Genomic DNA, 20,991 nt, shown 5'->3' with positions numbered 1-20,991 from the left:
CCCCGTGGGCCCGTGCGCCGCGCGCACCGGCCCGCCCGTGCCAGCGGTCCGCCGCCGCGGCCCGGTGACCTCCTTGCGGAAGAGGGCGAGGACCTGGCCCAGCGGGCGCTCGTAGTCGATGCGATGGCCGAGGAACCTGGTGACGAGCACCGTGATGATCAACGCCCAGGCCACGGAGAAGAAGTCGAGCCCGATGCCGATCCGCCGCTGCACGAACATCACCGCGATCATGACCAGCAGGCCGAGGCCGTAGCTGACGTACCGCGCGCGCCAGGGGAACGTGGCCCGCGGCGGGCCCAACCACACGGCGTCGACGCGGTAGACCTCGTCGTCGGTCCGAACGAGCACCCCGTCACCCGATGAGCAGGCCGGCGAGGAAGTTCCCGATCACCGGACCCTGACCGGAGACCGCGATCCCGAGTGCGACGAGCCCGACCACGAGCCCGACGCTGCGCCGGGCCACGCCGGCGTTGTCACCACGGCCACCGATCCAGAGCAGGATGACGGCGATCCCGAGCAGGACGAGCGGAACGACGTTGTCCGTTATCCAGCCCTGGATCCCCCCCGTGTTAAGGCTCTGCGCGTACAGCGCAGCAGCCTCGGGTCCTGTCATGGTGGCTCCTCCTCATGGGCACTCAGCCCGAGGCTGCCGGCCACAAGATCCGACCTCGGGACGCTGGGCACCCGCCTGGTCGACTCGGCCCAACCGACTCCGAGTAGAACATGCTGACCAGGGGGAGTGTAGCCGGTCGGATATGCCGTCGCCCGGCTGGCGGACAGGCTGCGACAGTCGCTGAGCACAACCTCCGCCCGTCGGGGTGAATCGATTCGCACAACCCCGGAACGTCCGCCGACAACTGGACCGATTGAGTGACCCACGCCGCTCCGGCCGATCCGCCGTAACTGCTCCTACGGGTTAAAGTGCCCGGAGCGAGTCGGAGTTACCGGCTGGTAGGTCAGGTCGCGACGGCTCGGCGCGCGCGACACCCACAACGACCTGGGGCGGCAAACACGCTGCTCGACGAGCGTCCGCGCACCGCCATCGCCGGCGGTGCAGGCCTTGGGAGGGGAACGGCCCGTGGTTGTGAGATTGGTCATCGGACTGGCGCTGACGGTGGTGGCGCTGGCCTTCGCCGGGCGCCGGGCGCTGCAGATCTACAAGTTGATCAAGTCGGGGCAGCCGGCCCACGACCGGTCCGACGACCTGGGCCGCCGTCTGCGCACGCAGCTGACCGAGGTGTTCGGGCAGCGGCGGCTGCTGAAGTGGTCGGTGCCGGGCGCGGCGCACTTCTTCACGTTCTGGGCGTTCGTCATCCTGGCCACGGTCTACCTGGAGGCCTACGGGGCGCTTTTCGACCCGGACTTCCACATCCCGCTGATCGGCCGCTGGCCGGTGCTCGGGTTCCTGCAGGACACCATCGCCATGCTCTGCCTGCTCTCGCTGGGCGTGTTCACCGTCATCCGGATCCGCAACGCCCCCGACCGCAAGGCCCGGGCCAGCCGGTTCTACGGCAGCCACACCGGGGGCGCCTGGCTGATCCTGTTCATGATCTTCAACGTGCTGTGGACGCTGTTCTTCTTCCGGGCGGCGTCCTCGGCCCTGGGCGTGTTCCCCTACGAGTCCGGCGCGTGGGCCTCGATCTCCCTCGGCACGTTCTTCGAGGGGCTGTCCGAGCCGGCGCTTGAGGTCGTGGAGAGCATCGGGCTGCTGCTGCACATCGGCGTGATGCTGGTCTTCCTGATCATCGTCGCCTACAGCAAGCACCTGCACATCTTCACCGCGCCGATCAACGTCTCGGCCAAGCGCTACCCGAAGGCCCTCGGCCCGCTGCCGGTCATGACCTCCGGCGGCAAGCCGATCGACTTCGAGGATCCGGGCGAGGACGACGTCTTCGGCCGCGGCAAGATCGAGGACTTCACCTGGAAGGGCATGCTCGACTTCGCGACCTGCACCGAGTGCGGTCGCTGCCAGAGCCAGTGCCCGGCCTGGAACACCGGCAAGCCGCTCTCGCCGAAGCTCGTGATCATGGACCTGCGTGATCACCTGATGGCGAAGGCGCCCTACATCCTCGGCGACAAGACCATGCCCGAGGAGGGCGGGATCGACTTCTCGGCCGGCCTGTCCGACAACCGCGTGCACGGCGTGCCCGAGTCCGGCTTCGAGCGGGTGCACGGCTCCGGGCCCGAGCAGGCGGCCCGACCGCTGGTCGGCACCCTCGAGCAGGGCGGCGTCATCGACCCCGACGTCCTGTGGTCGTGCACCACCTGCGGCGCCTGCGTGGAGCAGTGCCCCGTCGACATCGAGCACGTCGACCACATCGTGGACATGCGCCGCCACCAGGTGCTGATCGAGTCGGAGTTCCCCTCCGAGCTGGGCGTGCTGTTCCGCAACCTGGAGAACAAGGGCAACCCCTGGGGCCAGAACGCCCGCGACCGCATGGACTGGACCAAGAACCTCGACTTCGAGGTCCCGGTCTTCGACGGCGAGCTCTCCGCCGAGACGGAGTACCTGTTCTGGATCGGCTGCGCGGGCGCCTTCGACGACAACGCCAAGAAGACGGTGCGCGCGACCGCCGAGCTGCTGCACCGGGCCGGCGTCGGCTACGTCGTGCTGGGCCCGGAGGAGACCTGCACCGGCGACCCGGCCCGCCGCTCGGGCAACGAGTTCCTGTTCCAGATGCTGGCGCAGCAGAACGTCGAGGTGCTCAACGCGGTGTTCGAGGACCGCGAGCCCGGCACCCGCAAGATCGTCACGACCTGCCCGCACTGCCTGAACACCCTGGGCCGCGAGTACCCGCAGCTCGACGGGCAGTACGAGGTCGTGCACCACACGCAGCTGCTGAACAAGCTGGTCCGCGAGGGCAAGCTGGTGCCGGTGGCCGCACCCGACGGCGGCGTCGACGTCACCTACCACGACCCGTGCTACCTCGGCCGGCACAACGAGATCTACGAGGAGCCGCGCGAGCTGGTCGGCGCGGCCGGCGTCCGGCTCACCGAGATGCCCCGCCACGCCGACCGGTCCTTCTGCTGCGGCGCGGGCGGCGCCCGCATGTGGATGGAGGAGAAGATCGGCAAGCGGGTGAACCTGGAGCGCGTGGACGAGGCACTGGGCACCGGCGCGGAGAAGATCGCCACCGGCTGCCCGTTCTGCCGCGTGATGTTCTCCGACGGGCTCACCCAGCGCCAGAGCGAGGACCAGGGCGCCGGCGTCGAGATCCTCGACGTCTCGCAGATGCTGCTGGCCTCGGTCAAGCGGGGCGACACCGCCACCGGCGGTGCGGCGAACAGCGAGGTCGACGCCGTCGGCGCGGGTGCCCCGCACACCGCGGACACCACCCCCACCAGCGGGACCCAGGCCAACGGCCCGGGTGACGAGTCGGCGACGACGGCGGACGCCGGGGGCGACGTCTCCGTCGGTGGCGGCGGGAGCACGGGCGGCGCGGAGCCCAAGGGCGCCAAGCCCGAGGGCAGCACGTCGCAGGACGAGCGCTCCGGAGAGGGCTGATCGACGAACCAGGGGCGCTACCGGTCGTGGAACCGGTGGCGCCCCTGGCGCTCGTCGTGCTGGCGCTGTCGCGCAGTCTCCGGTCGGCTGCGATCAGCAGGGGCGGAAGGCGGAGACCACGAACCTGCCGGGCGCGATCTCGGTGATGCTCAACCGGCCCAGCTGGGGCCCGGGCGGAGCTGCACCACCACTCCAGGTCATCGCACACGCATCGACCTCCCCGCCACCTGACCTGCGGGTCGTCGGGGCTTCGGCACGGCTGTAACCGTTCCGATCGGTCACCCGGGATGCCAGCTCGTGTACCGCCGCGGGGCAATCGGGCTGCCCCACCGAGGCCGCGAAGGGAGCCAGAGCTCCCTCACTCAGCAGGTTGTCGCAGATCGCGCCGGGGCTGTCGGCCGCGATCCTGCTCAGAATCGTCGGCAGGACCGCGTCCACGTTGCGGGCGCCCTGGTTGGTCTTGCCGATCTGGTTCTCGATCGCCGCTTCCTGCGCCTGCACCTGCTGCTCCTGGATCCGCGTCACCGCGAACCCGATCCCGGAGGCCAGGCACATCACCGCCCCGATCGCGGCCAGCCGCCACCACGGCAGCTGCGCGAGCCCGGCCAGCAGCACCCCGATGCTGGCCGCGAGCGCCCAGTCCCACGGCCCCGTGCTGAGCATCAGCCCGGCGACGACCACGAGACCGGCGAGGTGCAGGTCCCAGTTGCGCAGGAGCTTGTCGAGGCGCAGCAGCCGCAGCAGGATGACCGCCCCGGCGCCGGCCAGCCAGGGGATCACCGACCAGTCGGAGAACGGCCAGAGCAGCAGCGCGGCGGCGATGATGACGAGCCCGGCGGCGCCGCGGGGGGAGCGGGTGAAGCGCTTCCAGCTGAACCGGGGGCCGGGACCGGGCGCGGGGGGTGGTCCGGCGGGCGGGGGCGCGGGCCCGTCGGGGCGCACGGCCGGCAGCCGTGGCGGCGGGTCAGCGGGTCGCGGTTCCATCGCCGCCCGAGGATAGTGCGCGGACGGGGGACCGGTATCCGCCGTCGGTGGCCGCGGCTACAGCCACCCGTGGTCGCGCGCGACCCGCACGGCCTCCGACCGGCTGCCCGCGCCGAGCTTCTGCATCGCCGAGGACAGGTAGTTGCGCACGGTCCCGGGTGAGAGGTGCACGCGGCGGGCGATGTCGGCGGCCGTGCCGGCGGCGTCCACGCTGCGCAGCACGTCGAGCTCGCGGTCGGTGAGGGGGCAGTCCTCGGCGGTCAGCGCGGTCATCGCCAGGTCGGGGTCGACGTAGCGGCCGCCGCCGTGGACCCGCCGGATGACGTCGGCCAGCACGGAGGCCGACGCGCTCTTGGTCATGAAGGCGGCGGCCCCCGCGGCCAGCGCGCGGCGCAGCACGCCCGGGCGGGCGTGCCGGGTGAGGATCACGCACCGGGTGCCCGGCACGTTCGCCGCCACCCACTGGGCGACCTCGGCGCCGTCCATGCCGGGCATCTCCACGTCCAGCACGGCGATGTCCGGCCGGTGCTCGCGGACGGCGGCGACCGCCTCGTCGCCCGTGCCGGCCTCGGCGACGACCTCGAGGTCGGGCTCCAGGCCGAGCAGCGCGCCGACCGCTCCCCTGGTCAGCGACTCGTCGTCGGCCAGGACCACGCGGATCGCCTCCACATGGGGCAACCTAACCGATGGCGGGGCGGCGCGGGCGCCGTGCGTGACAGCTGTCATCGGAGGTCGGGACGGGGTGTCAGGCCGTTCGGTGATCGCCGGGCACTACTGGTCGGCGGCCGGTCGCGGGAGGGTCGGGGGATGCGGAGCAGCAGAGCTGAGCGGATCGCGGCGGGGCACCGGGCGCTGCGGCGGGGGCTCGTGGTGGCGGTCGTCGGGGTGCTGGCGATGATCGGATCGGGGTGCGCGGGGGCGGCCGCCGAGGCGCCGCCGGGCGACGACCCGCCGGCCGGGGCGGTGGACCCCGCGCTGGTCGGCGACTGGAGCGGCACGATCGAGGTGCCGGGCAGCCCGCTGGAGATCGGCATCACGCTGACCGCCGACGGCGGCACCTTCGACCTGCCCGCCCAGGGGCTGGCGGACCTGCCGCTGGCCGACCTGCGGGCCGCGGACGGCACGTTCGCCGCGGCGTTGCCGGGGGTCCCCGGCAACGCCCGCTTCGACGGCACGATCGCCGGCGACGCGATCAGCGGCGACTACACCCAGGGCGGCCAGAAGCTGCCGTTCGGCCTGCAGCGCGGGGCGCTGGCCGCGCCGGCCCGGCCGCAGGAGCCGAAGCCGCCGTTCCCGTACCGGAGCGAGGACGTCACCTACCCCGCCGACGGGTTCGACCTGGCCGGCACGCTGACGCTGCCCGAGGGCGAGGGCCCGTTCGCGGCCGTCGTGATGATCACCGGGAGCGGTCCGCAGGACCGCGACGAGGCCCTGGCCGGGCACAAGCCGTTCCTGGTGCTCTCCGACGCCATGACGCGCGCCGGCTACGCGGTGCTGCGCGTGGACGACCGCGGGGTCGGCGGTTCGGGCGGCGACTACGCCGCGGGCCGCTACGACGACATGGCCGCCGACGTGCTGGCCGGTGTGTCCTACCTGGCCGGGCGCCCGGAGATCGACCGGGCGAGGATCGGGCTGTTCGGGCACAGCGAGGGCGGCTACCTCGCCCCGCTGGCCGCGCAGCGCTCGGCGGGCGGCGTGGCGTTCGTGGTCATGATGGCCGGCCCCGCGGTGACCGGCGAGGAGATCCTCGCCCGGCAGAACGAGCTGCTGCTGGCCCAGGCCGGGCTGCCGCAGGCCGAGATCGACGCCCAGCTGGCCTACGTCCGGCAGCTGGCCCAGCTGCTGCGGGCCGGCGACGAGCAGGGCGCCCGGCAGCTGACGCGCGACCGGATCGCCGAGCAGCTGGCCGCGCTGCCGGAGGACCAGCGGCCCCCGGCCGACCAGATCGACGCCCAGGTCGAGGCCTCGTTCGTCGAGTACCGGAGGCTGGTTCCGTACGACCCGGCCCCGGCGCTGTCCGCGCTGTCGGTGCCGGTGCTCGCGTTCTTCGGCGAGAAGGACCTGCAGGTGCCCGCCGAGCAGAGCGAGCCGGTGCTGACCGGGCTGCTGTCGGACAACCCGGACGCCACGGTCCGGACGCTGCCCGGGCTGAACCACCTGATGCAGCCGGCGCAGACCGGTTCGCCCGCGGAGTACGGCGCGATCGAGACGACGGTGGCGCCGGAGGTCCTGGACCTGGTCACCGGCTGGCTGCGCGAGCGCTTCTGACCCCGTCCTCGACGGCAGGAAAGCCACCTTCAGGACGTGTGACGTCCTGGAGGTGGCTTTTCTGACGGGCGGTGGGGGTCAGCGGGCGCCGGCGGGGAGGACGGCGTCCAGCCGGAACGTGCCGTCCTCGGCGGTGCCCGCGTCGAGCCGTCCGGAGTGCTCGTCGAGGTAGCGGCTCAGCGCGACCAGGCCGGTGCCCGCGCCGTCGCCGTTGCCGGGGAGGCTGCCGTCGTTCACGACGCGCAGCCGGGCCTCGCCGTCGACGACCTCGATCTCGATCGTGCAGTGGCTGGGCTCGGCGTGGCGCAGCACGTTGGTCATGGCCTCGCGCAGCACCCGGCCCAGCACGTTGCGGGCCGTCGGCCCGACGGTCGCCGGGTCGCCCCGCACGACCAGCGCGATCCCGGCCGACTGCAGCACGGCGCGCGCCCCGGCCAGCTCGGTGACCAGGTCGGTCTCCCGGGTCTCGCGGACCATGGCGCGCACCTCGGTCAGCGACTGGCGGGCGACCCGCTGCACCTCCTCCATCTCGGCGCGGGCGCGCTGCGGGTCGGCGTCCTGCAGGCGGCTGGCCAGCTCGCTCTTGAACGCCACGACCTCCAGGGCGTGGCCGAGGATGTCGTGCAGGTCGTCGGCCAGGCGCAGCCGCTCGCGGGCGGTGGCCAGCTCGGCGGCGGCGCGGCGGGCGTCGTCCATGTCGGTGACGGCCTTGAGCCACCACAGCCGCTCGACGTCGACGGTCCAGATGGACAGCACGAAGAAGGCGGCCATGCCGGCCGAGTACCAGGGCCACCACGACACCGGGGCGGGGAACCCGGTGCTGATGGCGAAGGCCGAGCCGAACACCACCGCGGTCGCGACCAGCACCCACACCGCGATCCAGCGGGCCCGCTGCCCGGCCACGACGTCGCCGAGCAGGACCCCGCCGACCACCGCCCACATCGCCCCGAAGGGCGAGGTCGCGACGCCGACGAGCACGACCGCCAGCCCGACGACCGGGGCGGTGAGGACGAACCAGAGCGGTGCCCGCCCGCCCAGCGACCGCATGTGCTCGCGGATGCGCCACAGGTGCAGCCCGATCGCGATGACGTACAGCAGCAGCATCGGCCACTGCCTCGACAGGTCGAGCCCTTCCATCCAGATGATCGTGGCCGGCAGGGCCAGCAGGTAGAACATGGTGAGCGCCAGGCCGATGCGGCCGAAGCGGCGGGCCGCGCGCAGCTTGCGCTCCTCGGCCCCGGTCAGCGGCCCGGTCGTCGACGGGGTGTCCACGGCCGAACGGTAGCCGACGTCGGCACCGGTCACAGCCGGTCGATGACAGCTGTCATGCGTGGTCAGGACGCCCCGTCAGCGCGATCGGTGATCGCCGGGCACTACTGGGGCCGGCGTCGGGCGGGCAGGGTCGTACCCATGACACAGACCACCGCACCGATGGCCGGGCCGGGGCTCGCCCGTGCGGACGGCGACCTCGCCATCCGCGTGCGCGACCTGCGCGTGCGCTACGGCGACTTCGAGGCCGTGCGCGGGATCGACCTGCAGGTCCGCCGCGGCGAGATCTTCGCCCTGCTGGGCACGAACGGCGCCGGCAAGACCACGACGCTGGAGGTGCTCGAGGGCTTCGGCAGCCGCAGCGGCGGCGACGTCGAGGTGCTGGGACTCGACCCGGCCACCGACCGCGCGGCGCTGCGCCCCCGGATGGGCGTGCAACTGCAGGAGGGTGGCTTCGTCGAGGAGCTGACGGTGCTGGAGTCGCTGCGGCTGTGGCAGCGCATGGTCGACCGGCGCGACGAGCCGCGGCGGCTGCTGGAGCGCTTCGAGCTGACGACCCGCAGCGACGTCGCCGTGGGCAAGCTCTCCGGGGGCGAGAAGCGCAGGCTCGACCTGGCGATGGCGGTGTGGGGGTCGCCGGAGCTGGTCGTGCTGGACGAGCCGACGACCGGGCTGGACCCGGAGTCGCGCCGGCGCACCTGGGACGCCATCCAGGAGCTGCAGGAGGCCGGCCGCACCGTCGTGCTGACCACGCACTACCTGGAGGAGGCCGAGGCGCTCGCCGACCGCGTCGCGATCATGCACGAGGGCCGGATCGCGGTGGCCGGGACGCTGACCGAGATCGTCGCGGCGCAGCCGGCCGGGTTCTCCGCGTCGCTGCCCGGCCCGGTCGACCTCCCGCCGCTGCGCGGCCGCGCCGAGCACGACGGCGACGTGCTGCGGGTGCGCACCGACGACCTGCAGGGCGACCTGACGACGTTCCTGGTGTGGGCGGCCGAACGAGGGGTGCGGCTGACCGACCTGCGGGCGGCGCCTGCCTCGCTCGCCGACATCTACCACGGCATCCGGACGGAGCAGCAGTCATGACGAGCACGACCACCGGCCCCGCGGCGGGCAGCACGACCACGAGCACCGGCAGCAAGGTGCTGGCACTGGCGCTGAGCGAGACGCGGCTGATGCTGCGCAACCGCACGGTGGCGGTGTCGGCGGTGTTCATCCCGCTGGTGATGGGGGCGTTCTTCGCCTACAGCTTCACCAGCAACGGCGGTGAGGACCCGCCGCCGTTCCTGTTCGCGATGGTGGTGGCCTCGCAGCTGGCCGTCGTGGTGGGGATGACCATCTACGTCACCACGACGACCACGCTGGTCGCCCGCCGCCACACCCGCGTGCTCAAGCGGTTGCGCACCAGCGGCATCTCCGACGCCGGGCTGCTGGCCGCGACGATCGCGCCCACGGTGGCGGTCGGGCTGCTGCAGCTGGTGCTGTTCGTGCCGTTCAACGCCTACATGGGCATGCCGATGCCGGCCGACCCGCTGGCGCTGGTGCTGGCCGCGGTCGGCGGACTGGCGCTGTGCATCACCGCCGCGCTGGCCACGACCGTCGTCACCGCGACGCCCGAGCGCGCGCAGATCACGACGTTGCCGCTGGTGTTCCTGATCCTGGGTGCGGCCATCGCGCTGGCGGTGATCCCGGGCGACGGTCTGTGGCAGCTGCTGGCCCTCGTCCCGGGGGCCGCGATCGGCGAGCTGGCCGGGTACGGGCTGGCCGGCGGCGCCTGGGGCCCGGGCCTGGCCGGGCTGCCGGCCGTGTTCCCGGCGCTGGTCGCGCTGGTCGGGTGGCCGGTGGTGTTCGGGATGCTGGCCAAGCGGTCGTTCCGCTGGGACCCGCGGCACTGAGCCGTCAGCGCCGGGTGTCGGCCCGGTGGAAGTTCCGGTGCGCCCGCGAGGGCGTCGGCCCCCGCTGCCCCTGGTAGCGGGAGCCGACGCCCTCGCTGCCGTAGGGGCGCTCGGCCGGGCTGGACAGCCGGAACAGGCACAGCTGGCCGATCTTCATCCCGGGCCACAGGGTGATCGGCAGGTTGGCCACGTTGGACAGCTCCAGCGTGATGTGGCCGGTGAAGCCCGGGTCGATGAACCCGGCCGTGGAGTGCGTCAGCAGGCCGAGCCGGCCCAGGCTGGACTTGCCCTCCAGCCGGCCGGCGAGGTCGTCGGGCAGCGAGACCGACTCGAACGTGGAGCCCAGCACGAACTCCCCCGGGTGCAGGACGAACGGCTCCTCGCCGTCGGTCTGCACGAGCGAGGTGAGCTCGTCCTGCTGCTCGGCCGGGTCGATGTGGGTGTAGCGGTGGTTCTGGAACACGCGGAAGAACCGGTCGAGGCGCACGTCGATGCTCGACGGCTGCAGCATCTCCGGGGCCCACGGGTCCAGGACCAGGCGCCCGGAATCCAGCTCCTTGCGCAGGTCGCCGTCCGAGAGCAGCACGGGGCCACCCTAGGCGGGGGTCCGGGTCAGCCCTCGGAGGGGGCCGAGTCGTTCTCCTCCCGCGGGGCCGGCTCGGGCTCCACGACCAGCTCCGGCTCCGGGTCGGGGACCGGCAGCAGCGGCGAGGACGTCAGCCCGAACATCCAGGCCACCGCCTGCTCGACGCGGGCGGCCTCCAGCCCGTCGGACAGCTCCGAGAACGTGCTCGGGGTGGCCGCGAGCACCTGCCGGACCGTGGTCATCACGGCCGGGCTGAGGATGCTGCGGATCGAGTCGCCCGGCTCCTGCACGTGCGGGCCGTCGACCAGGACCGCGGGCGTGCCGAGGCCGGGAGCGTCGGTGACGAGGTCGGCGTCGTCGGAGACGAGCACGCAACTGGCCGCGATGAGCCGGACGAGGTCGGCGAGCGGGAGGTTGCGCACGACGGTGGCGCGCGGGTTGCTCAGCAGGGGGTAGGCGGCGCCGTGCGCGGCCAGCGCGCCGTACAGCACGACCTCGATGTCGGGCTCGTTCTCCAGCAGGTCGGGCAGGCCGGCGAGGACGCCGAGCGAGTCGGGGCGGTCGAGGCCGACCAGCACGAGCCGGGGCAGCCCGCCGTGCACGCGCCGGACCAGCCGGGCGATGCGCAGGTCGGCGGCCTGCGGGTTGGCCGACATCGTGTCGCCGACGGCGATCGCGTTCGGGCCGACGGTGGCCCCCGCGGTGCCGCGGGTGATGAGGAACAGCGAGGCCAGCTGGCCGATGATGCGGCGGTTGGCCTCCTGCGGGAACGGGCAGAGCAGGTCGTCGGTGGCGGTGCCGGACTGCAGGTGCACGACCGGGATCTGGCGCCAGAACGCGACCTGGGCGGCCATCGCGGCGGTCATCCCGCCGCCGTAGACCATGATCGCCGAGGGGTCGAGGTCGACCAGCAGCTCGTCGAGGCTGTTCATCAGCATCGCGCCGACCGCGGCCGGGTGCGGACCCGCCATCGGACCGGGCATCCGGGTGATCTCGGCCGGGACGCCGAGGGCCTCGTACGCCTCGTGCACCGCCATCGCGTCGGGGCCCGCCGCGACGGTGAGGGCGCGGATGCGGTCGGCGTCGACGAACGCGGTGGCCACCGGGGCCAGGCGAGCGACCTCCGGGCGGCTTCCGGCGATGAGGAGCACGTCGTGGTCGTGGTCCTGCACCGGGAGCGAACCCAGCTGTGGGTCGAACTCCGTCATTCTCGGGTCCTATTCGGCCGGGGAGCGGGCCTTGCGGGTGCCGCCAGTGTGAACCGTAGGTCGACCCGCCGTCGAGGCCGTATCCCAACCGGCGGCCGGTGGAGCGGATTACCACCCTGTTGGGCGAACGAGGGGAGCCGGATGGTGACTCAGCGTCAGGTGCTAGGCTTGCGCCTGCACGCTGCGGATGTAGTTCAATGGTAGAACATCAGCTTCCCAAGCTGAATACGCGGGTTCGATTCCCGTCATCCGCTCCACACCAGAAGGCCCAGGTCAGCGCGGTAGCACCCCGCCGATCCGGGCCTTCGTCGTCGGCGGGACGCGGCCTCGGTCAGCGTGCGACGGAGCCCCCTTCGCCGACCGTCGTCGCGCCGCCGGATGGGTTGCCCGACCCGCGACGCAGGCCGAGGGGCGCTGACCGACCGTCGCGTGTCGAAGATCATGGAAAGGCACCCCGATCGGGGCGCCGCGGGCACACTTCGGGCGGTCCGCGGACGGGGAGGCACCGACGAATGAGCACCGCAGGAGCACCATCGGCAGCGGAACCGGCCGCCGGGTCACCCATCCGGATCGGCGCCCTCGTCCCGCTGACCCCACCCGGCTGGGTCGAGGCGGGCCGGCACCTGCTCGCCGGCATGGAGCTGGCCGTCCGCGACGTCGACGGCGCGGGCGGGATCGGCGGCCGGCCGGTGGAGCTGGTGGTCCGCGACACCGCCGCCGACCCGCCGCGGGCCGCGGCGGCCGTTGACGAGCTGGCCGGGCTGGGCGTGGCCGCGATCGCCGGGGAGTTCCACAGCGTCGTCGCCCGCGCCGCGGCCGCCCGGGCCGACGCGCTGGGCCTGCCGTTCCTGTGCTCGTCGGCGGTCATCGACGCGCTCACCGAGCAGCCGACGAGGTGGGTCGCGCGACTCGCCCCCGCGCAGTCGCACGGCTGGCGGATCTACGCGGACTTCCTGCTCGCCGCGGGCCACCGCCGGATCGCGGTCGCGACCGAGCCGAGCGCCTACTGGGAGGCCGGGGTCCGCATCCTGCGGGACCACCTCGTCCCGCGCGGTGGGGTCGTCGTCGAGTTCGATGCGCGCGCGCTCGGCCCCGACGGTGTTCGCGACGGCCTGGTGGAGGGTCGGGCGACGGCGTTGCTGCTCCTGGTCGGGCACCCGGAGCCGGCGGTGCCGATCGTGCGCGCCGTCCGCCGCGACCCGCGCCTCGCCGACGTGCTGCTCGGCGCTCCGGCCGGGCAGCCGGAGCTGGACGGGTGGGCGTCGCTGCTGGGCGACGACGGCGCCGGTGTCCCGTTCCTGCGCTACCTGCCCGAGCGCCTCGGTCCCCTCGGGGAGCGGGTCGAGGCGGCGCTGCGCGAGCGGTTGGGCGCGACGCCCTCCTTCGTCGCCTTCGAGGGCTACGACGCGGTGGCGTTCCTCGCCGAGGTGCTGCGCGCGCACGGCCCGGACCGGGAGCGGATCGCCGGGGCGTGGCCGCGGGTCGTCGTCGAGGGCACCCGCGGGACGATCCGGCTCGCCCAGACCCCGGGCGTCAGCGGGTGGCAGTGGGCGTGGCCGCCGGTCCAGGTCGCCGACCGCGACCCGGCGCGCCCCGACCGCTTCCGGGTCCGCCACGTCGGCCCCGCCGCGGTGACGGTCCGGCTGCCCACCGCGCTCGTGGCCCGCTACCGGGCGGTCGACCGCGAGCACATCGGTTCGCCCATCGTCGACACGCCCGCGCACCTCGACGCCCTGACCGCGAGCGCCCGCGAGCACGGCATCCAGGTGCCGCTGCGGCTGGGCTTCACCGCGGACGCGGGCGCACTGGACGGGAACCACCGGATCGCCGTGGCGCTGCGCCTCGACCTGCCGGAGGTCCCCGTCGAGCTGGTGCGCGAGGTCCCGGGCTGGCGCCCGGGCCACAGCCGACCGATGCGCCCCGAGGACCTCGCCGTCCTCGTCGCCGCGTACGAGGGCGCGGCGGGCAACTAGCCTCGGTCGCCCCATCGTTCCCGGCCCCGGAAGGTGCGCGATGCCGCCGCAGGACTCCCCCGTCCCCACCGAGTACCCCCAGCGCCTGGGCCGCACGGCCCGCCGCGAGCTCGCCCTGAACGGCTACACGCGCTACGAGCAGCTGACCACCGTCACGCCGGCGCAGCTGCTGGCGATCCACGGGGTCGGGCCGAAGGCGATCCGGGTCCTGGCCGAGGAGCTCGCCGAGCGAGGCCTGGCGTTCGCCGGGTGACCGGCGGGTCCTGTCGGTGCCCGGGCCTACCGTCGCACCCATGACCACGGCGCCGCGCCCGTACGTCACCGCCCACGCCGCCGTCTCGCTCGACGGGGCCACCACCGGCTTCGAACCCGACCGGGCCCGCTTCCACGAGTTGGCGGCGACCTTCGGCGAGGACGTGACGCTCACCGGCGCGGACACGATCCTGGCCCAGGAACCCGCGCTGGCCGACGCCCCGCGGCCGGGTCCGGCGCCCGGGGGTCCGCTGCTGGCGGTGGTGGACGGCCGGGCCAGGGTGCGGCAGTGGCGGGCCCTGCACGAGGTGGGGCACTGGTCCGACGTGCTCGCGCTGCACTGCGCCGGGACGCCGGCGCGCGCGCCGGACCGCGGCGTCGAGGAGCTGGTGACCGGCGACGACGGCGTCGACCTGGCCGCGGTGCTGGCCGAGCTGGGCCGTCGCGGCGCCCGCCGGGTCCGGGTCGACAGCGGCGGGGCGCTCACCGGGGCGCTGCTGCGGGCCGGGCTGGTCGACGAGATCAGCCTGCTCGTGCACCCCGTGTGGTGCGGCGACCGGGGCGACCGCCGCTGGTACGGCGAGGCCACCGGTCCGCCCGCCGGGCTCACCCTGGTGGCCAACCGCAGCGTGGGCGACGAGCTGGTCTGGCTGTACTACCGCACGGGGGTCTGATCGGGAGCGGCGCGAGCGGCCGCGATCACCCGGGTGAGCGCGCCGTGCAGCTCCTCCAGCTCGTCGATCCCCACCCCGAGCCGGGCGACGATGGCGGGCGGCACCTTCTCCGCCTCGGCGCGCAGGGCGCGGCCGGCGTCGGTGAGGGTGACCGCGAGGGTGCGCTCGTCGGCGCGGTCGCGGTCCCTGGTCAGCAGCCCGGCCGCCGCGAGCCGCTTGAGCAGCGGGGAGAGGGTGCCGGGGTCGAGGGCGAGCGCGCCGCTGAGGTCCTTGACCGAGCGTGGCGAGCGCTCCCACAGCGCGAGCATGACCAGGTACTGCGGGTGGGTCAGGCCCATCGGCTCCAGCACCGGTCGGTAGAGCGACACGACGGTGCGCGCGGCCACCGACAGGGCGAAGCAGACCTGCCGGTCGAGCTGCAGCGGGTCGACTGCGTCACGGGTCTTTCCGTCGGGCACGGCGTCGAGCGTACACTTGGTGCGGTAACAGTTGGTGCACCAAGCATTGGGGTGGGCATGAACACCACCGCCCGACGTCGGCCGGGGCCCGTGCGCTGGCTGCTCTACGCCTTCGGGCGCGGCCTGCCCGCGGAGTACCGCGAGTGGGTGCTGCACGACCTCACCACCCGCAGCTGGCCCGCGCGCCAGCTGCTGCGCTCCGTCGTGCAGGTGCTGCCGTTCGCGGTGGTGCTGGCCGCGGTGCTGCCCGGCGAGCTGTGGGTGCGGGTGATGGCGGTGGTCGGCGGAGCGCTGGTCGGGATGATCTACGCGATCGCCTACCTCTACGAGACCACCGAGCACCGCGCGCTCAAGGCCGGCTACCCGCGCGGCACCCTCCGGCGGATCCGCGACGCCGCGCACGCCGACGAGCGGGCCGAGGCGCAGGCCCGCTACAACGAGCGCTACCGCGGCGGGCAGCTGCCGCCGGGCACCCGGTAGCGCCGGCTCACGGGCGCCGGCCGAGGAAGGACAGCAGCGCCCGGCCCGCGGCGGCGTCGGCCGGCACGTCCAGCGCCGGGCCGTACATGCCCGGACCGCGCAGCACCGCTTCGTGGCGGCGGGCCACGTCCAGGCAGCCCGCGGCCAGCTCCTCGTCCAGCGCGTCGTCGACCCCGATCGCCCTGGCCAGGTCCCAGCCGTGCACCAGCGGCTCGACGACGCTGGCGGCGAGCAGGTCGGAGCTGCTCATGGGGCCGAGGGGCGTGTCGTGACGGCGCCCCGCGACGGTCGGGTCGGCGAGTGCCGCGAGCACCCGCGCCTCGGCCGCGAGCCACCGCTCCCGGATGCCGGGCCCGTCGATGGGGTCGGACCCCTCGCCGAGCAGCGCCAGCAGCGTCGCCTGCGCCCCGGTCACGTGCTCGACGACGTCGGCCGCCGTCCAACCGGGGCAGGGCGACGGGCGCGCCCACGCGTCCTCGGGCACGGCCCGCACCAGCTCGCCGAACCCCCGTAGCGCCCTGCGGTACCGGTCGATCCCGTCCATCACGACCTCCGTCGATCACAGCCTCCGATCCCGAGCCTGCAACGCTACGACCGGGCGCGGGCGCCGCGGCAGTCCCGTTCGCCCGCCGCGAGATCTCCGCCGTCCGCGAACGTGCGGGATCCGGCATGTCGAGCGGTCCCGACGGGCCCGCGTGTGGACCTCGGGATGAGCGACACCGCGTGACCGGGCACGCACGCCGGCGGACCGCCGTGATGGGATTCGGCCATGAGCACCACACCGAGCAACGGGATCGCCGGGCTGGCCGCCATCGCCGTGGACTGCTCCGACCCGCCCGCACTCGCCGACTTCTGGCAGCGCCTGCTCGGCGGCAGCGCGGAGGACGACGCCGACGGCAACACGATGCTGACCGGCGGGCTGGTCGACGTCATCTTCATGCGGGTGCTCGAGCCGAAGGCCGCCAAGAACCGGCTGCACCTCGACCTGCGGGCCGCCGACCAGGACACCGCCGTGGCGAGCGCCCTCGACGCGGGGGCGACCAAGGCCGACGACGTCTACCGGGGTCCGCGCTGGCAGGTCCTGCGCGACCCGGAGGGCAACGAGTTCTGCATCCTGCCGCCCCGGCCCTGAGCGCCCCGCACCGGCGCGGCCCGGGTCGAGGGGATCGCTCCCACGCCGCGACCGCCTGATCCGTGGCCGGGACCGGCCGGTCCGCTAATCTCCGCGCCGTGAAGCCTGCCGGGGACGAGCGCACTTCGGACGGCGGCGATCTCGCGGCGCGGCAGCCACCCCTTGAGCAGCTGATGAACGTGCGGTCCGTCGACCGCGACGAGACCGTGCTGCTGGTCGTCGAGGGGGCGGTGGACGGGCTCACCGCGCCCCGGCTGCGGACGGCGGTCACCGAGGCGTTCGACCGGCTAGCCGGCCGGGCGCTGGTGCTCGACCTGTCCCGGGTCACGTTCCTGGGTTCGCCGGGGCTGCGCACGCTCTTCGAATCGGCCTCCGACGCCGTGCACCTCCACGGGCACCGGCCGCTGCGCGTCGTCGTGAACCACTCACGGCCGGTGACCCGGCCGATCGAGATGGTCGGACTGGACAGCGTGCTCGACCTCTACCACGACGTCGACGGGGCGCTGCGCGGCGACGAGCCGGCGCCGTAGCCCGCGGGGCGGCGCCGTCGCGCCCGCGCGGGCCCCCGTTCGCGCCGTCGGGCCGGAAGGTCCACACTCGCCCCGTGCCGCCGCCGCCATCCGACCAGGAGGAGCACCGGGTCCGCCGGGCCCGGCCCGCCGACGACGGCGACCCCGTCGGCCCCGAGCTGGCCGTCGAGCTCAACGCGGGGTGGGTCGCGCCGTCGATCGCCCGCGAGCGGGTCGAGGGGTGGCTGCGGGCGCACCGCTGGCCGCCCGCGCAGGTCGACGAGCTGGTGCTGGCGGTCAGCGAGGCGGTCAGCAACAGCGTCGAGCACGGCTACCGGGTGCCGCCGGACGCGCTGGAGCCGCAGGAGACCGTGGACGTGCGGATGCGGTTGACCGTGGCGCCCGACGGCTTCCGCCAGGTGGAGTTCGTGGTGTCCGACCGCGGGCATTGGCGGGAGCCGCACAGGGCGGCGACCTCGCGCGGGCACGGCATGCTGATCATGCGCAGCTGCACCGACGAGCTGGTCGTCGACGGCTCGCCGGCCGGCACCACCGTGGTCCTGCGCAGTCGACCCACCCCGCCGCCGCGCTGAGGCGCACTCAGGTGCCCCCGGCCTCCACCTGCTTCCGCAACGCGGCCGGGGCCTTCTCCCACCAGGCGTCCCGCACCGCCTCGGCCAGCCGGTCGCGGTCGATGCGGTCGAGGTCGACCAGGATCGCGCCGTAGCCGTCGTAGTGCGGGGTCGTGGTGAACGCCGGGTCGCCGGCGGCCAGCACCGCCTCCTTCTCGTCGAGCCGACACATCAGCACGAGCAGGCCCTCGGCCTCGGTGCGCAGCCGGGCGAAGCCCTTGTCGCGGACCTTCAGCGCGGGCGTCCGGTACCAGGTCGACTCGCTGACCCCCGGCAGCTCCCGGGCGATCTCCACCACGTCATCCCACGTCGGCATGGGAGCATGGTGACCGACCGGGCCCCGGGCGTCGTGGACGAAACGGAACGGCCACCCGTCAGCGCAGGAACTCGACGATCGCCGCGCCCGCCGCCGCCAGGTCGGCCCCGTCCCTCCACCGCTGCACCAGCCGCGCCCCCGGCACCCGCTCCGCGAGCAGCCGCGACGCGCTGGACGGGTGGTAGGGGTCGTCGCCCATCAGCACGAGCAACGGCGTCGCGATGTCGCGCAACTCCTCGTCGGGGACCGTGAACAGCGTCGGCTCGACCCCGAACAGCCCTTCCCGGAACGCGGCCCACTCGGCGTCGCCCGCCTCCGGGTGCTCGGCGAGCCGGTCGACCGCCCAGCCGTCGAACAGCTCGCGGAACAGCGCGCGGTTGTCGTCCAGGCCGATGGGCTGCAGGGCGACCGCCCGGACGACCCGGTCGGGGGCCATGCGGGCCAGGTTGAGCACGAACGGGCCGCCGATGCACATGCCGACCGCGTGGAACCGGTCGACGCCGAGGTGGTCGAGCAGGGCCAGGTGGTCGGCGGCGTAGGTCGACCAGTCCTCGTCGCCGGTCACCGGGGCCGTCGAGCCGCCGGCGTGGCGCTGGTCCATCACGATGACCCGATGGGTCGCGGAGAGCGCGGCGACCGGGTTCCACGGTGCCTTGCCCCATGCCTCGGCCCTGGACTTCATCCCGCCGGGGGCCAGGGCCAGCACCGGGAACCCGGACCCGTGGACGGCGTAGCGGATGCGCGCGCCGTCGCGCTCGAACGTCTCCATGGGCGCAGTCGACCACGCGCCCCCACCCGTCGGGGGATCACTTCACCCTGGGCGGACGCAGCGGCGGGTGCCGGGCGATGACGACCGAGCCGGCCACCGCGGCGATCAGCCCGAGCACCGTCACCCACCACCAGCCGGGCCGCACCGCGTCGCCCAGCAGCAGGATGCCGACCAGGCCCGGCACCAGCACCTGGGCGACCGTGTAGACGGCGGTCACCGCGCCGACGTCGCCGCGGGCCAGCGCGGCCACGTGGCCGATCATCCCGACGATCCAGAACCCGGCGACGAGGTACGTGGACGGCTGGGTGAGCAGCAGGACCAGGTCGAGCGACTCGGCGGTCTGCACGTGGGCGGCGCGCACGGACAGCGAGATCCCGCCGAAGCCGATCCCGGCGATCGCGGCCAGCGGCCAGGCCCGCCTGCTCTGGCGCAGCACGAGCACCGCGACCGCCAGCAGCAGGCAGGCCACCAGCAGCACGACGTCGACCCCCTGCTGGCGGGCGGGGGGCTGCTCGGGGCCCGCGCTCGCGGCCACCAGCACCAGGCCGCCGAGGCAGCCGGCCACCGCCAGCCGCATCGCGGAGGTCATCCGGGCGCCGACCAGCCACGCCCCGACCACCGCCGTCAGCGCGATGGCCCCGCCGACGACCGCCTGCACCGCGAACACCGGCAGCTCGCGCAGCGCCGCGGCGACGCAGAGGAACGCCAGGAAGTCCAGCGACAGCCCGATGAGGTAGCGGGGCTGCACGGCGACCGGGCGCCGCCTCGTGGCCCGACGGGTGCCCTCGGCCTGCAGCAGGGCGCCGCCGCTGTAGAGGACCATCGCGACGATCGCCAGGAGGATGCCGACGACCACGGGCCCAGCATGCCGTCAGAGCCGGTCATGGCGCTGATCGGGGCGGGCGTCGGCCCGCGTGTCGCGACGCGGGTCACTCCGCGGTGGACGGCGCCGCGGCCTCAGCGCGTGCTCGTGCCCCGGTCGGCCCGGGCGCCGGGCGCCTCGAAGAAGCCGCTCATCAGGCCGCCGGGCAGGGCGGCGTCGGGGTCCCAGCGGGACGCGCGCTGCGCGGCCAGCCTGCGCCGCGGGATCTCCGCCGCCCGCAGCACCAGCAGGACGAGCAGGGTCGCCATGATGATCGGGGCGCCGACCAGCAGCGCGGCGGCGTCGAAGGCCAGGTAGCCGACGGCCAGCGCGGCGATCTCCATGGCGATGATCGCCACTGCAAAGCGCACCACGTGAGCGTTCCTTCCGTTCCACATCCGGCCGGGTCGGTCCGTCCCGCCGTCGGGACACCCGGTTCGAGCATCGTCCATCCGGCACCGGCGGTTGCGGGGATCGCCGCAGCCGATGCCAGAACGTTAGGTTGGCTAAGTGGCGACGCCGCCGGCGGGGGGCGGGACCACGTCGTCACCGCGGCCGGGCGCTCCGCCCCCGGCGTCGCCGGTGGGGGGACCGGCCCCGGTGTCGGTGCCGTCGCCCGGGTCGGTGTCCCCACCGGTGCCGTCGCCGCCGCCGCCCTCGGACCCGCCGCCGGAGTCCGGCTCGGTCGTGGGGGCGGGGTCGGGCTCGGTCGTCGGGTCGGGCTCGGTGGTCGGCGGGGCGGTCGTCACCGGGGGCTCGCCACCGCCGCCCCCGGCCGGGGGTCGGGTGGGCTCGCCGCCGTCGTCGCCATCGCCCGGATCGGGCGTGGGCTCGTCGGGGACCTCGGCCTCCTGCTCCGGGGGCGCCTGCTCCTCCGTGGTCGTCACCGAGGAGCCGGGGGTGGCGGGGGGGTTGGCCGTGGAGTTGCCCGACGTCGCGTAGAGGATGCCGCCGACCAGCGCCGCCGCCGCGACCACGCCGGCGATGCCCAGGTACAGGCCCGCCGGGCGGCCGCGCCGGACCGGCTCGTCGTCGTAGTCCCAGTCGGGCTCGGGCTCCGCCCGGCGCGGGGGCGTGACCGGGGGCATCGGGGCGGGCATCGGGGCGGGCATGGGGGTGCGGCGCGGCGGGCGCTGCGATCCCCCGGGGATGACCGAGGTCGCCCCGTCGCGCGGACCGGACGGGCCCCGCGGCGGGGCCGGGGGCGGCGGGCTCCCGG

The 20,991-nt window shown here is 74.5% G+C and carries 25 protein-coding genes and 1 tRNA gene; 12 read left to right on the top strand and 14 right to left on the bottom strand.

Annotated elements, in window-relative coordinates; translation table 11 throughout:
* Window positions 1-348: hypothetical protein (locus KIK08_RS26780; RefSeq protein ID WP_214406030.1), on the bottom strand; the 348-nt coding region annotated here is incomplete at its 3' end.
* Window positions 349-352: 4 nt separating this feature from the next.
* Window positions 353-613 (bottom strand): hypothetical protein, encoded by a 261-nt coding sequence (locus KIK08_RS26775; RefSeq protein ID WP_214406029.1) that lies wholly within the window; start codon window positions 611-613, stop codon window positions 353-355.
* Window positions 614-1,078: 465 nt separating this feature from the next.
* On the opposite strand from KIK08_RS26775, the gene KIK08_RS26770 reads away from it, so the two are divergent.
* The gene (locus KIK08_RS26770) at window positions 1,079-3,505 is read left to right on the top strand and encodes a (Fe-S)-binding protein (protein WP_214406028.1); all 2,427 of its coding nucleotides are present in this window, start codon (window positions 1,079-1,081) and stop codon (window positions 3,503-3,505) included.
* A 93-nt stretch (window positions 3,506-3,598) separates the two neighbouring features.
* Here the strand turns inward: KIK08_RS26770 and KIK08_RS26765 are convergent, their stop codons facing one another.
* Window positions 3,599-4,489 (bottom strand): hypothetical protein, encoded by an 891-nt coding sequence (locus KIK08_RS26765; protein ID WP_214406027.1) that lies wholly within the window; start codon window positions 4,487-4,489, stop codon window positions 3,599-3,601.
* A gap of 57 nt (window positions 4,490-4,546) precedes the next feature.
* Window positions 4,547-5,158: a response regulator transcription factor gene (locus KIK08_RS26760; RefSeq protein ID WP_308257917.1), complete on the bottom strand. Its 612-nt coding sequence runs from the start codon at window positions 5,156-5,158 to the stop codon at window positions 4,547-4,549.
* 138 nt (window positions 5,159-5,296) lie between these two features.
* Here KIK08_RS26760 and KIK08_RS26755 point away from each other — a divergent pair, with 138 nt between their 5' ends.
* On the top strand, window positions 5,297-6,757 hold the full coding sequence (locus tag KIK08_RS26755; protein WP_214406025.1) for an alpha/beta hydrolase family protein: 1,461 nt from the start codon (window positions 5,297-5,299) through the stop codon (window positions 6,755-6,757).
* A gap of 78 nt (window positions 6,758-6,835) precedes the next feature.
* On the opposite strand, the gene KIK08_RS41930 is transcribed toward KIK08_RS26755, so the two are convergent.
* Window positions 6,836-8,029 (bottom strand): sensor histidine kinase, encoded by a 1,194-nt coding sequence (locus KIK08_RS41930; protein ID WP_214406024.1) that lies wholly within the window; start codon window positions 8,027-8,029, stop codon window positions 6,836-6,838.
* 138 nt (window positions 8,030-8,167) lie between these two features.
* Between KIK08_RS41930 and KIK08_RS26745 the strand changes: the two genes are divergently transcribed.
* Window positions 8,168-9,112 carry an ABC transporter ATP-binding protein gene (locus KIK08_RS26745; RefSeq protein ID WP_214406023.1) on the top strand — a complete coding sequence of 315 codons (945 nt, stop codon included), beginning with the start codon at window positions 8,168-8,170 and terminating at the stop codon, window positions 9,110-9,112.
* Window positions 9,109-9,921 (top strand): ABC transporter permease, encoded by an 813-nt coding sequence (locus KIK08_RS26740; RefSeq protein WP_214406022.1) that lies wholly within the window; start codon window positions 9,109-9,111, stop codon window positions 9,919-9,921. The genes KIK08_RS26745 and KIK08_RS26740 overlap by 4 nt, the downstream gene beginning before the upstream one ends.
* A gap of 4 nt (window positions 9,922-9,925) precedes the next feature.
* Here the strand turns inward: KIK08_RS26740 and dcd are convergent, their stop codons facing one another.
* Window positions 9,926-10,507 (bottom strand): dCTP deaminase, encoded by a 582-nt coding sequence (dcd, locus tag KIK08_RS26735; protein WP_214406021.1) that lies wholly within the window; start codon window positions 10,505-10,507, stop codon window positions 9,926-9,928.
* Between the two features lie 26 nt (window positions 10,508-10,533).
* Complete coding sequence (locus tag KIK08_RS26730) at window positions 10,534-11,715, bottom strand: UDP-N-acetylglucosamine 2-epimerase (RefSeq protein ID WP_214406020.1); 1,182 nt, start codon at window positions 11,713-11,715, stop codon at window positions 10,534-10,536.
* Between the two features lie 183 nt (window positions 11,716-11,898).
* Here KIK08_RS26730 and KIK08_RS26725 point away from each other — a divergent pair.
* From KIK08_RS26725 to KIK08_RS26710, 4 genes are all read left to right on the top strand, one after another.
* A tRNA-Gly gene (locus tag KIK08_RS26725) sits at window positions 11,899-11,972 on the top strand.
* 255 nt (window positions 11,973-12,227) lie between these two features.
* Window positions 12,228-13,688: an ABC transporter substrate-binding protein gene (locus KIK08_RS26720; protein WP_214406019.1), complete on the top strand. Its 1,461-nt coding sequence runs from the start codon at window positions 12,228-12,230 to the stop codon at window positions 13,686-13,688.
* 40 nt (window positions 13,689-13,728) lie between these two features.
* Complete coding sequence (locus tag KIK08_RS26715) at window positions 13,729-13,941, top strand: helix-hairpin-helix domain-containing protein (protein ID WP_214406018.1); 213 nt, start codon at window positions 13,729-13,731, stop codon at window positions 13,939-13,941.
* A 40-nt stretch (window positions 13,942-13,981) separates the two neighbouring features.
* Window positions 13,982-14,614 carry a RibD family protein gene (locus KIK08_RS26710; RefSeq protein ID WP_214406017.1) on the top strand — a complete coding sequence of 211 codons (633 nt, stop codon included), beginning with the start codon at window positions 13,982-13,984 and terminating at the stop codon, window positions 14,612-14,614.
* Here KIK08_RS26710 and KIK08_RS26705 read toward each other — a convergent pair.
* Complete coding sequence (locus KIK08_RS26705; RefSeq protein ID WP_308257916.1) at window positions 14,596-15,072, bottom strand: MarR family winged helix-turn-helix transcriptional regulator; 477 nt, start codon at window positions 15,070-15,072, stop codon at window positions 14,596-14,598. The two genes, KIK08_RS26710 and KIK08_RS26705, sit on opposite strands and share 19 nt — an antisense overlap.
* Window positions 15,073-15,129: 57 nt before the next feature.
* On the opposite strand from KIK08_RS26705, the gene KIK08_RS26700 reads away from it, so the two are divergent.
* Window positions 15,130-15,552 (top strand): DUF5313 family protein, encoded by a 423-nt coding sequence (locus tag KIK08_RS26700; protein WP_214406016.1) that lies wholly within the window; start codon window positions 15,130-15,132, stop codon window positions 15,550-15,552.
* Window positions 15,553-15,559: 7 nt separating this feature from the next.
* On the opposite strand, the gene KIK08_RS26695 is transcribed toward KIK08_RS26700, so the two are convergent.
* On the bottom strand, window positions 15,560-16,096 hold the full coding sequence (locus KIK08_RS26695; RefSeq protein WP_214406015.1) for a TIGR03086 family metal-binding protein: 537 nt from the start codon (window positions 16,094-16,096) through the stop codon (window positions 15,560-15,562).
* Between the two features lie 225 nt (window positions 16,097-16,321).
* On the opposite strand from KIK08_RS26695, the gene KIK08_RS26690 reads away from it, so the two are divergent.
* From KIK08_RS26690 to KIK08_RS26680, 3 genes are all read left to right on the top strand, one after another.
* The gene (locus tag KIK08_RS26690) at window positions 16,322-16,684 is read left to right on the top strand and encodes a VOC family protein (protein WP_214406014.1); all 363 of its coding nucleotides are present in this window, start codon (window positions 16,322-16,324) and stop codon (window positions 16,682-16,684) included.
* 98 nt (window positions 16,685-16,782) lie between these two features.
* Complete coding sequence (locus KIK08_RS26685; protein WP_214406013.1) at window positions 16,783-17,214, top strand: STAS domain-containing protein; 432 nt, start codon at window positions 16,783-16,785, stop codon at window positions 17,212-17,214.
* Between the two features lie 74 nt (window positions 17,215-17,288).
* On the top strand, window positions 17,289-17,786 hold the full coding sequence (locus KIK08_RS26680; protein WP_214406012.1) for an ATP-binding protein: 498 nt from the start codon (window positions 17,289-17,291) through the stop codon (window positions 17,784-17,786).
* Window positions 17,787-17,793: 7 nt separating this feature from the next.
* Here the strand turns inward: KIK08_RS26680 and KIK08_RS26675 are convergent, their stop codons facing one another.
* The 5 genes from KIK08_RS26675 to KIK08_RS26655 all read right to left on the bottom strand — a co-directional run bounded on the left by KIK08_RS26675 (window position 17,794) and on the right by KIK08_RS26655 (window position 20,860).
* Window positions 17,794-18,141 carry an MmcQ/YjbR family DNA-binding protein gene (locus KIK08_RS26675; RefSeq protein WP_214406011.1) on the bottom strand — a complete coding sequence of 116 codons (348 nt, stop codon included), beginning with the start codon at window positions 18,139-18,141 and terminating at the stop codon, window positions 17,794-17,796.
* Between the two features lie 58 nt (window positions 18,142-18,199).
* Window positions 18,200-18,910, bottom strand: coding sequence for an alpha/beta fold hydrolase (locus KIK08_RS26670; RefSeq protein WP_214406010.1), 711 nt, complete (start codon window positions 18,908-18,910; stop codon window positions 18,200-18,202).
* 37 nt (window positions 18,911-18,947) lie between these two features.
* A complete protein-coding gene (locus KIK08_RS26665; protein WP_214406009.1) occupies window positions 18,948-19,766 on the bottom strand; it encodes a hypothetical protein in 819 nt (272 codons plus the stop codon).
* Window positions 19,767-19,867: 101 nt separating this feature from the next.
* Entirely contained in the window at window positions 19,868-20,146 is a 279-nt protein-coding gene (locus tag KIK08_RS26660; protein WP_214406008.1) for a hypothetical protein, read from the bottom strand.
* 132 nt (window positions 20,147-20,278) lie between these two features.
* On the bottom strand, window positions 20,279-20,860 hold the full coding sequence (locus tag KIK08_RS26655) for a hypothetical protein (RefSeq protein WP_214406007.1): 582 nt from the start codon (window positions 20,858-20,860) through the stop codon (window positions 20,279-20,281).
* Window positions 20,861-20,991: the final 131 nt, after the last annotated feature.

It is taken from the genome of Pseudonocardia lacus (assembly GCF_018531445.1).
In the GTDB taxonomy this organism is placed as follows: Bacteria; Actinomycetota; Actinomycetes; order Mycobacteriales; family Pseudonocardiaceae; genus Pseudonocardia; species Pseudonocardia lacus.
This window is presented reverse-complemented; position numbering and strand designations above follow the sequence as displayed.

Bases quoted from the DNA above. Each gene is read 5' to 3' on its own strand.
- KIK08_RS26775 (WP_214406029.1), bottom strand. From the start codon at position 613: ATGACAGGACCCGAGGCTGCTGCGCTGTACGCGCAGAGCCTTAACACG.
- KIK08_RS26765 (WP_214406027.1), bottom strand. From the start codon at position 4,489: ATGGAACCGCGACCCGCTGACCCGCCGCCACGGCTGCCGGCCGTGCGC.
- KIK08_RS26755 (WP_214406025.1), top strand. From the start codon at position 5,297: ATGCGGAGCAGCAGAGCTGAGCGGATCGCGGCGGGGCACCGGGCGCTG.
- KIK08_RS26745 (WP_214406023.1), top strand. From the start codon at position 8,168: ATGACACAGACCACCGCACCGATGGCCGGGCCGGGGCTCGCCCGTGCG.
- KIK08_RS26740 (WP_214406022.1), top strand. From the start codon at position 9,109: ATGACGAGCACGACCACCGGCCCCGCGGCGGGCAGCACGACCACGAGC.
- KIK08_RS26730 (WP_214406020.1), bottom strand. From the start codon at position 11,715: ATGACGGAGTTCGACCCACAGCTGGGTTCGCTCCCGGTGCAGGACCAC.
- KIK08_RS26720 (WP_214406019.1), top strand. From the start codon at position 12,228: ATGAGCACCGCAGGAGCACCATCGGCAGCGGAACCGGCCGCCGGGTCA.
- KIK08_RS26715 (WP_214406018.1), top strand. From the start codon at position 13,729: ATGCCGCCGCAGGACTCCCCCGTCCCCACCGAGTACCCCCAGCGCCTG.
- KIK08_RS26710 (WP_214406017.1), top strand. From the start codon at position 13,982: ATGACCACGGCGCCGCGCCCGTACGTCACCGCCCACGCCGCCGTCTCG.
- KIK08_RS26700 (WP_214406016.1), top strand. From the start codon at position 15,130: ATGAACACCACCGCCCGACGTCGGCCGGGGCCCGTGCGCTGGCTGCTC.
- KIK08_RS26695 (WP_214406015.1), bottom strand. From the start codon at position 16,096: ATGGACGGGATCGACCGGTACCGCAGGGCGCTACGGGGGTTCGGCGAG.
- KIK08_RS26690 (WP_214406014.1), top strand. From the start codon at position 16,322: ATGAGCACCACACCGAGCAACGGGATCGCCGGGCTGGCCGCCATCGCC.
- KIK08_RS26675 (WP_214406011.1), bottom strand. From the start codon at position 18,141: ATGCCGACGTGGGATGACGTGGTGGAGATCGCCCGGGAGCTGCCGGGG.
- KIK08_RS26670 (WP_214406010.1), bottom strand. From the start codon at position 18,910: ATGGAGACGTTCGAGCGCGACGGCGCGCGCATCCGCTACGCCGTCCAC.
- KIK08_RS26655 (WP_214406007.1), bottom strand. From the start codon at position 20,860: ATGCCCCCGGTCACGCCCCCGCGCCGGGCGGAGCCCGAGCCCGACTGG.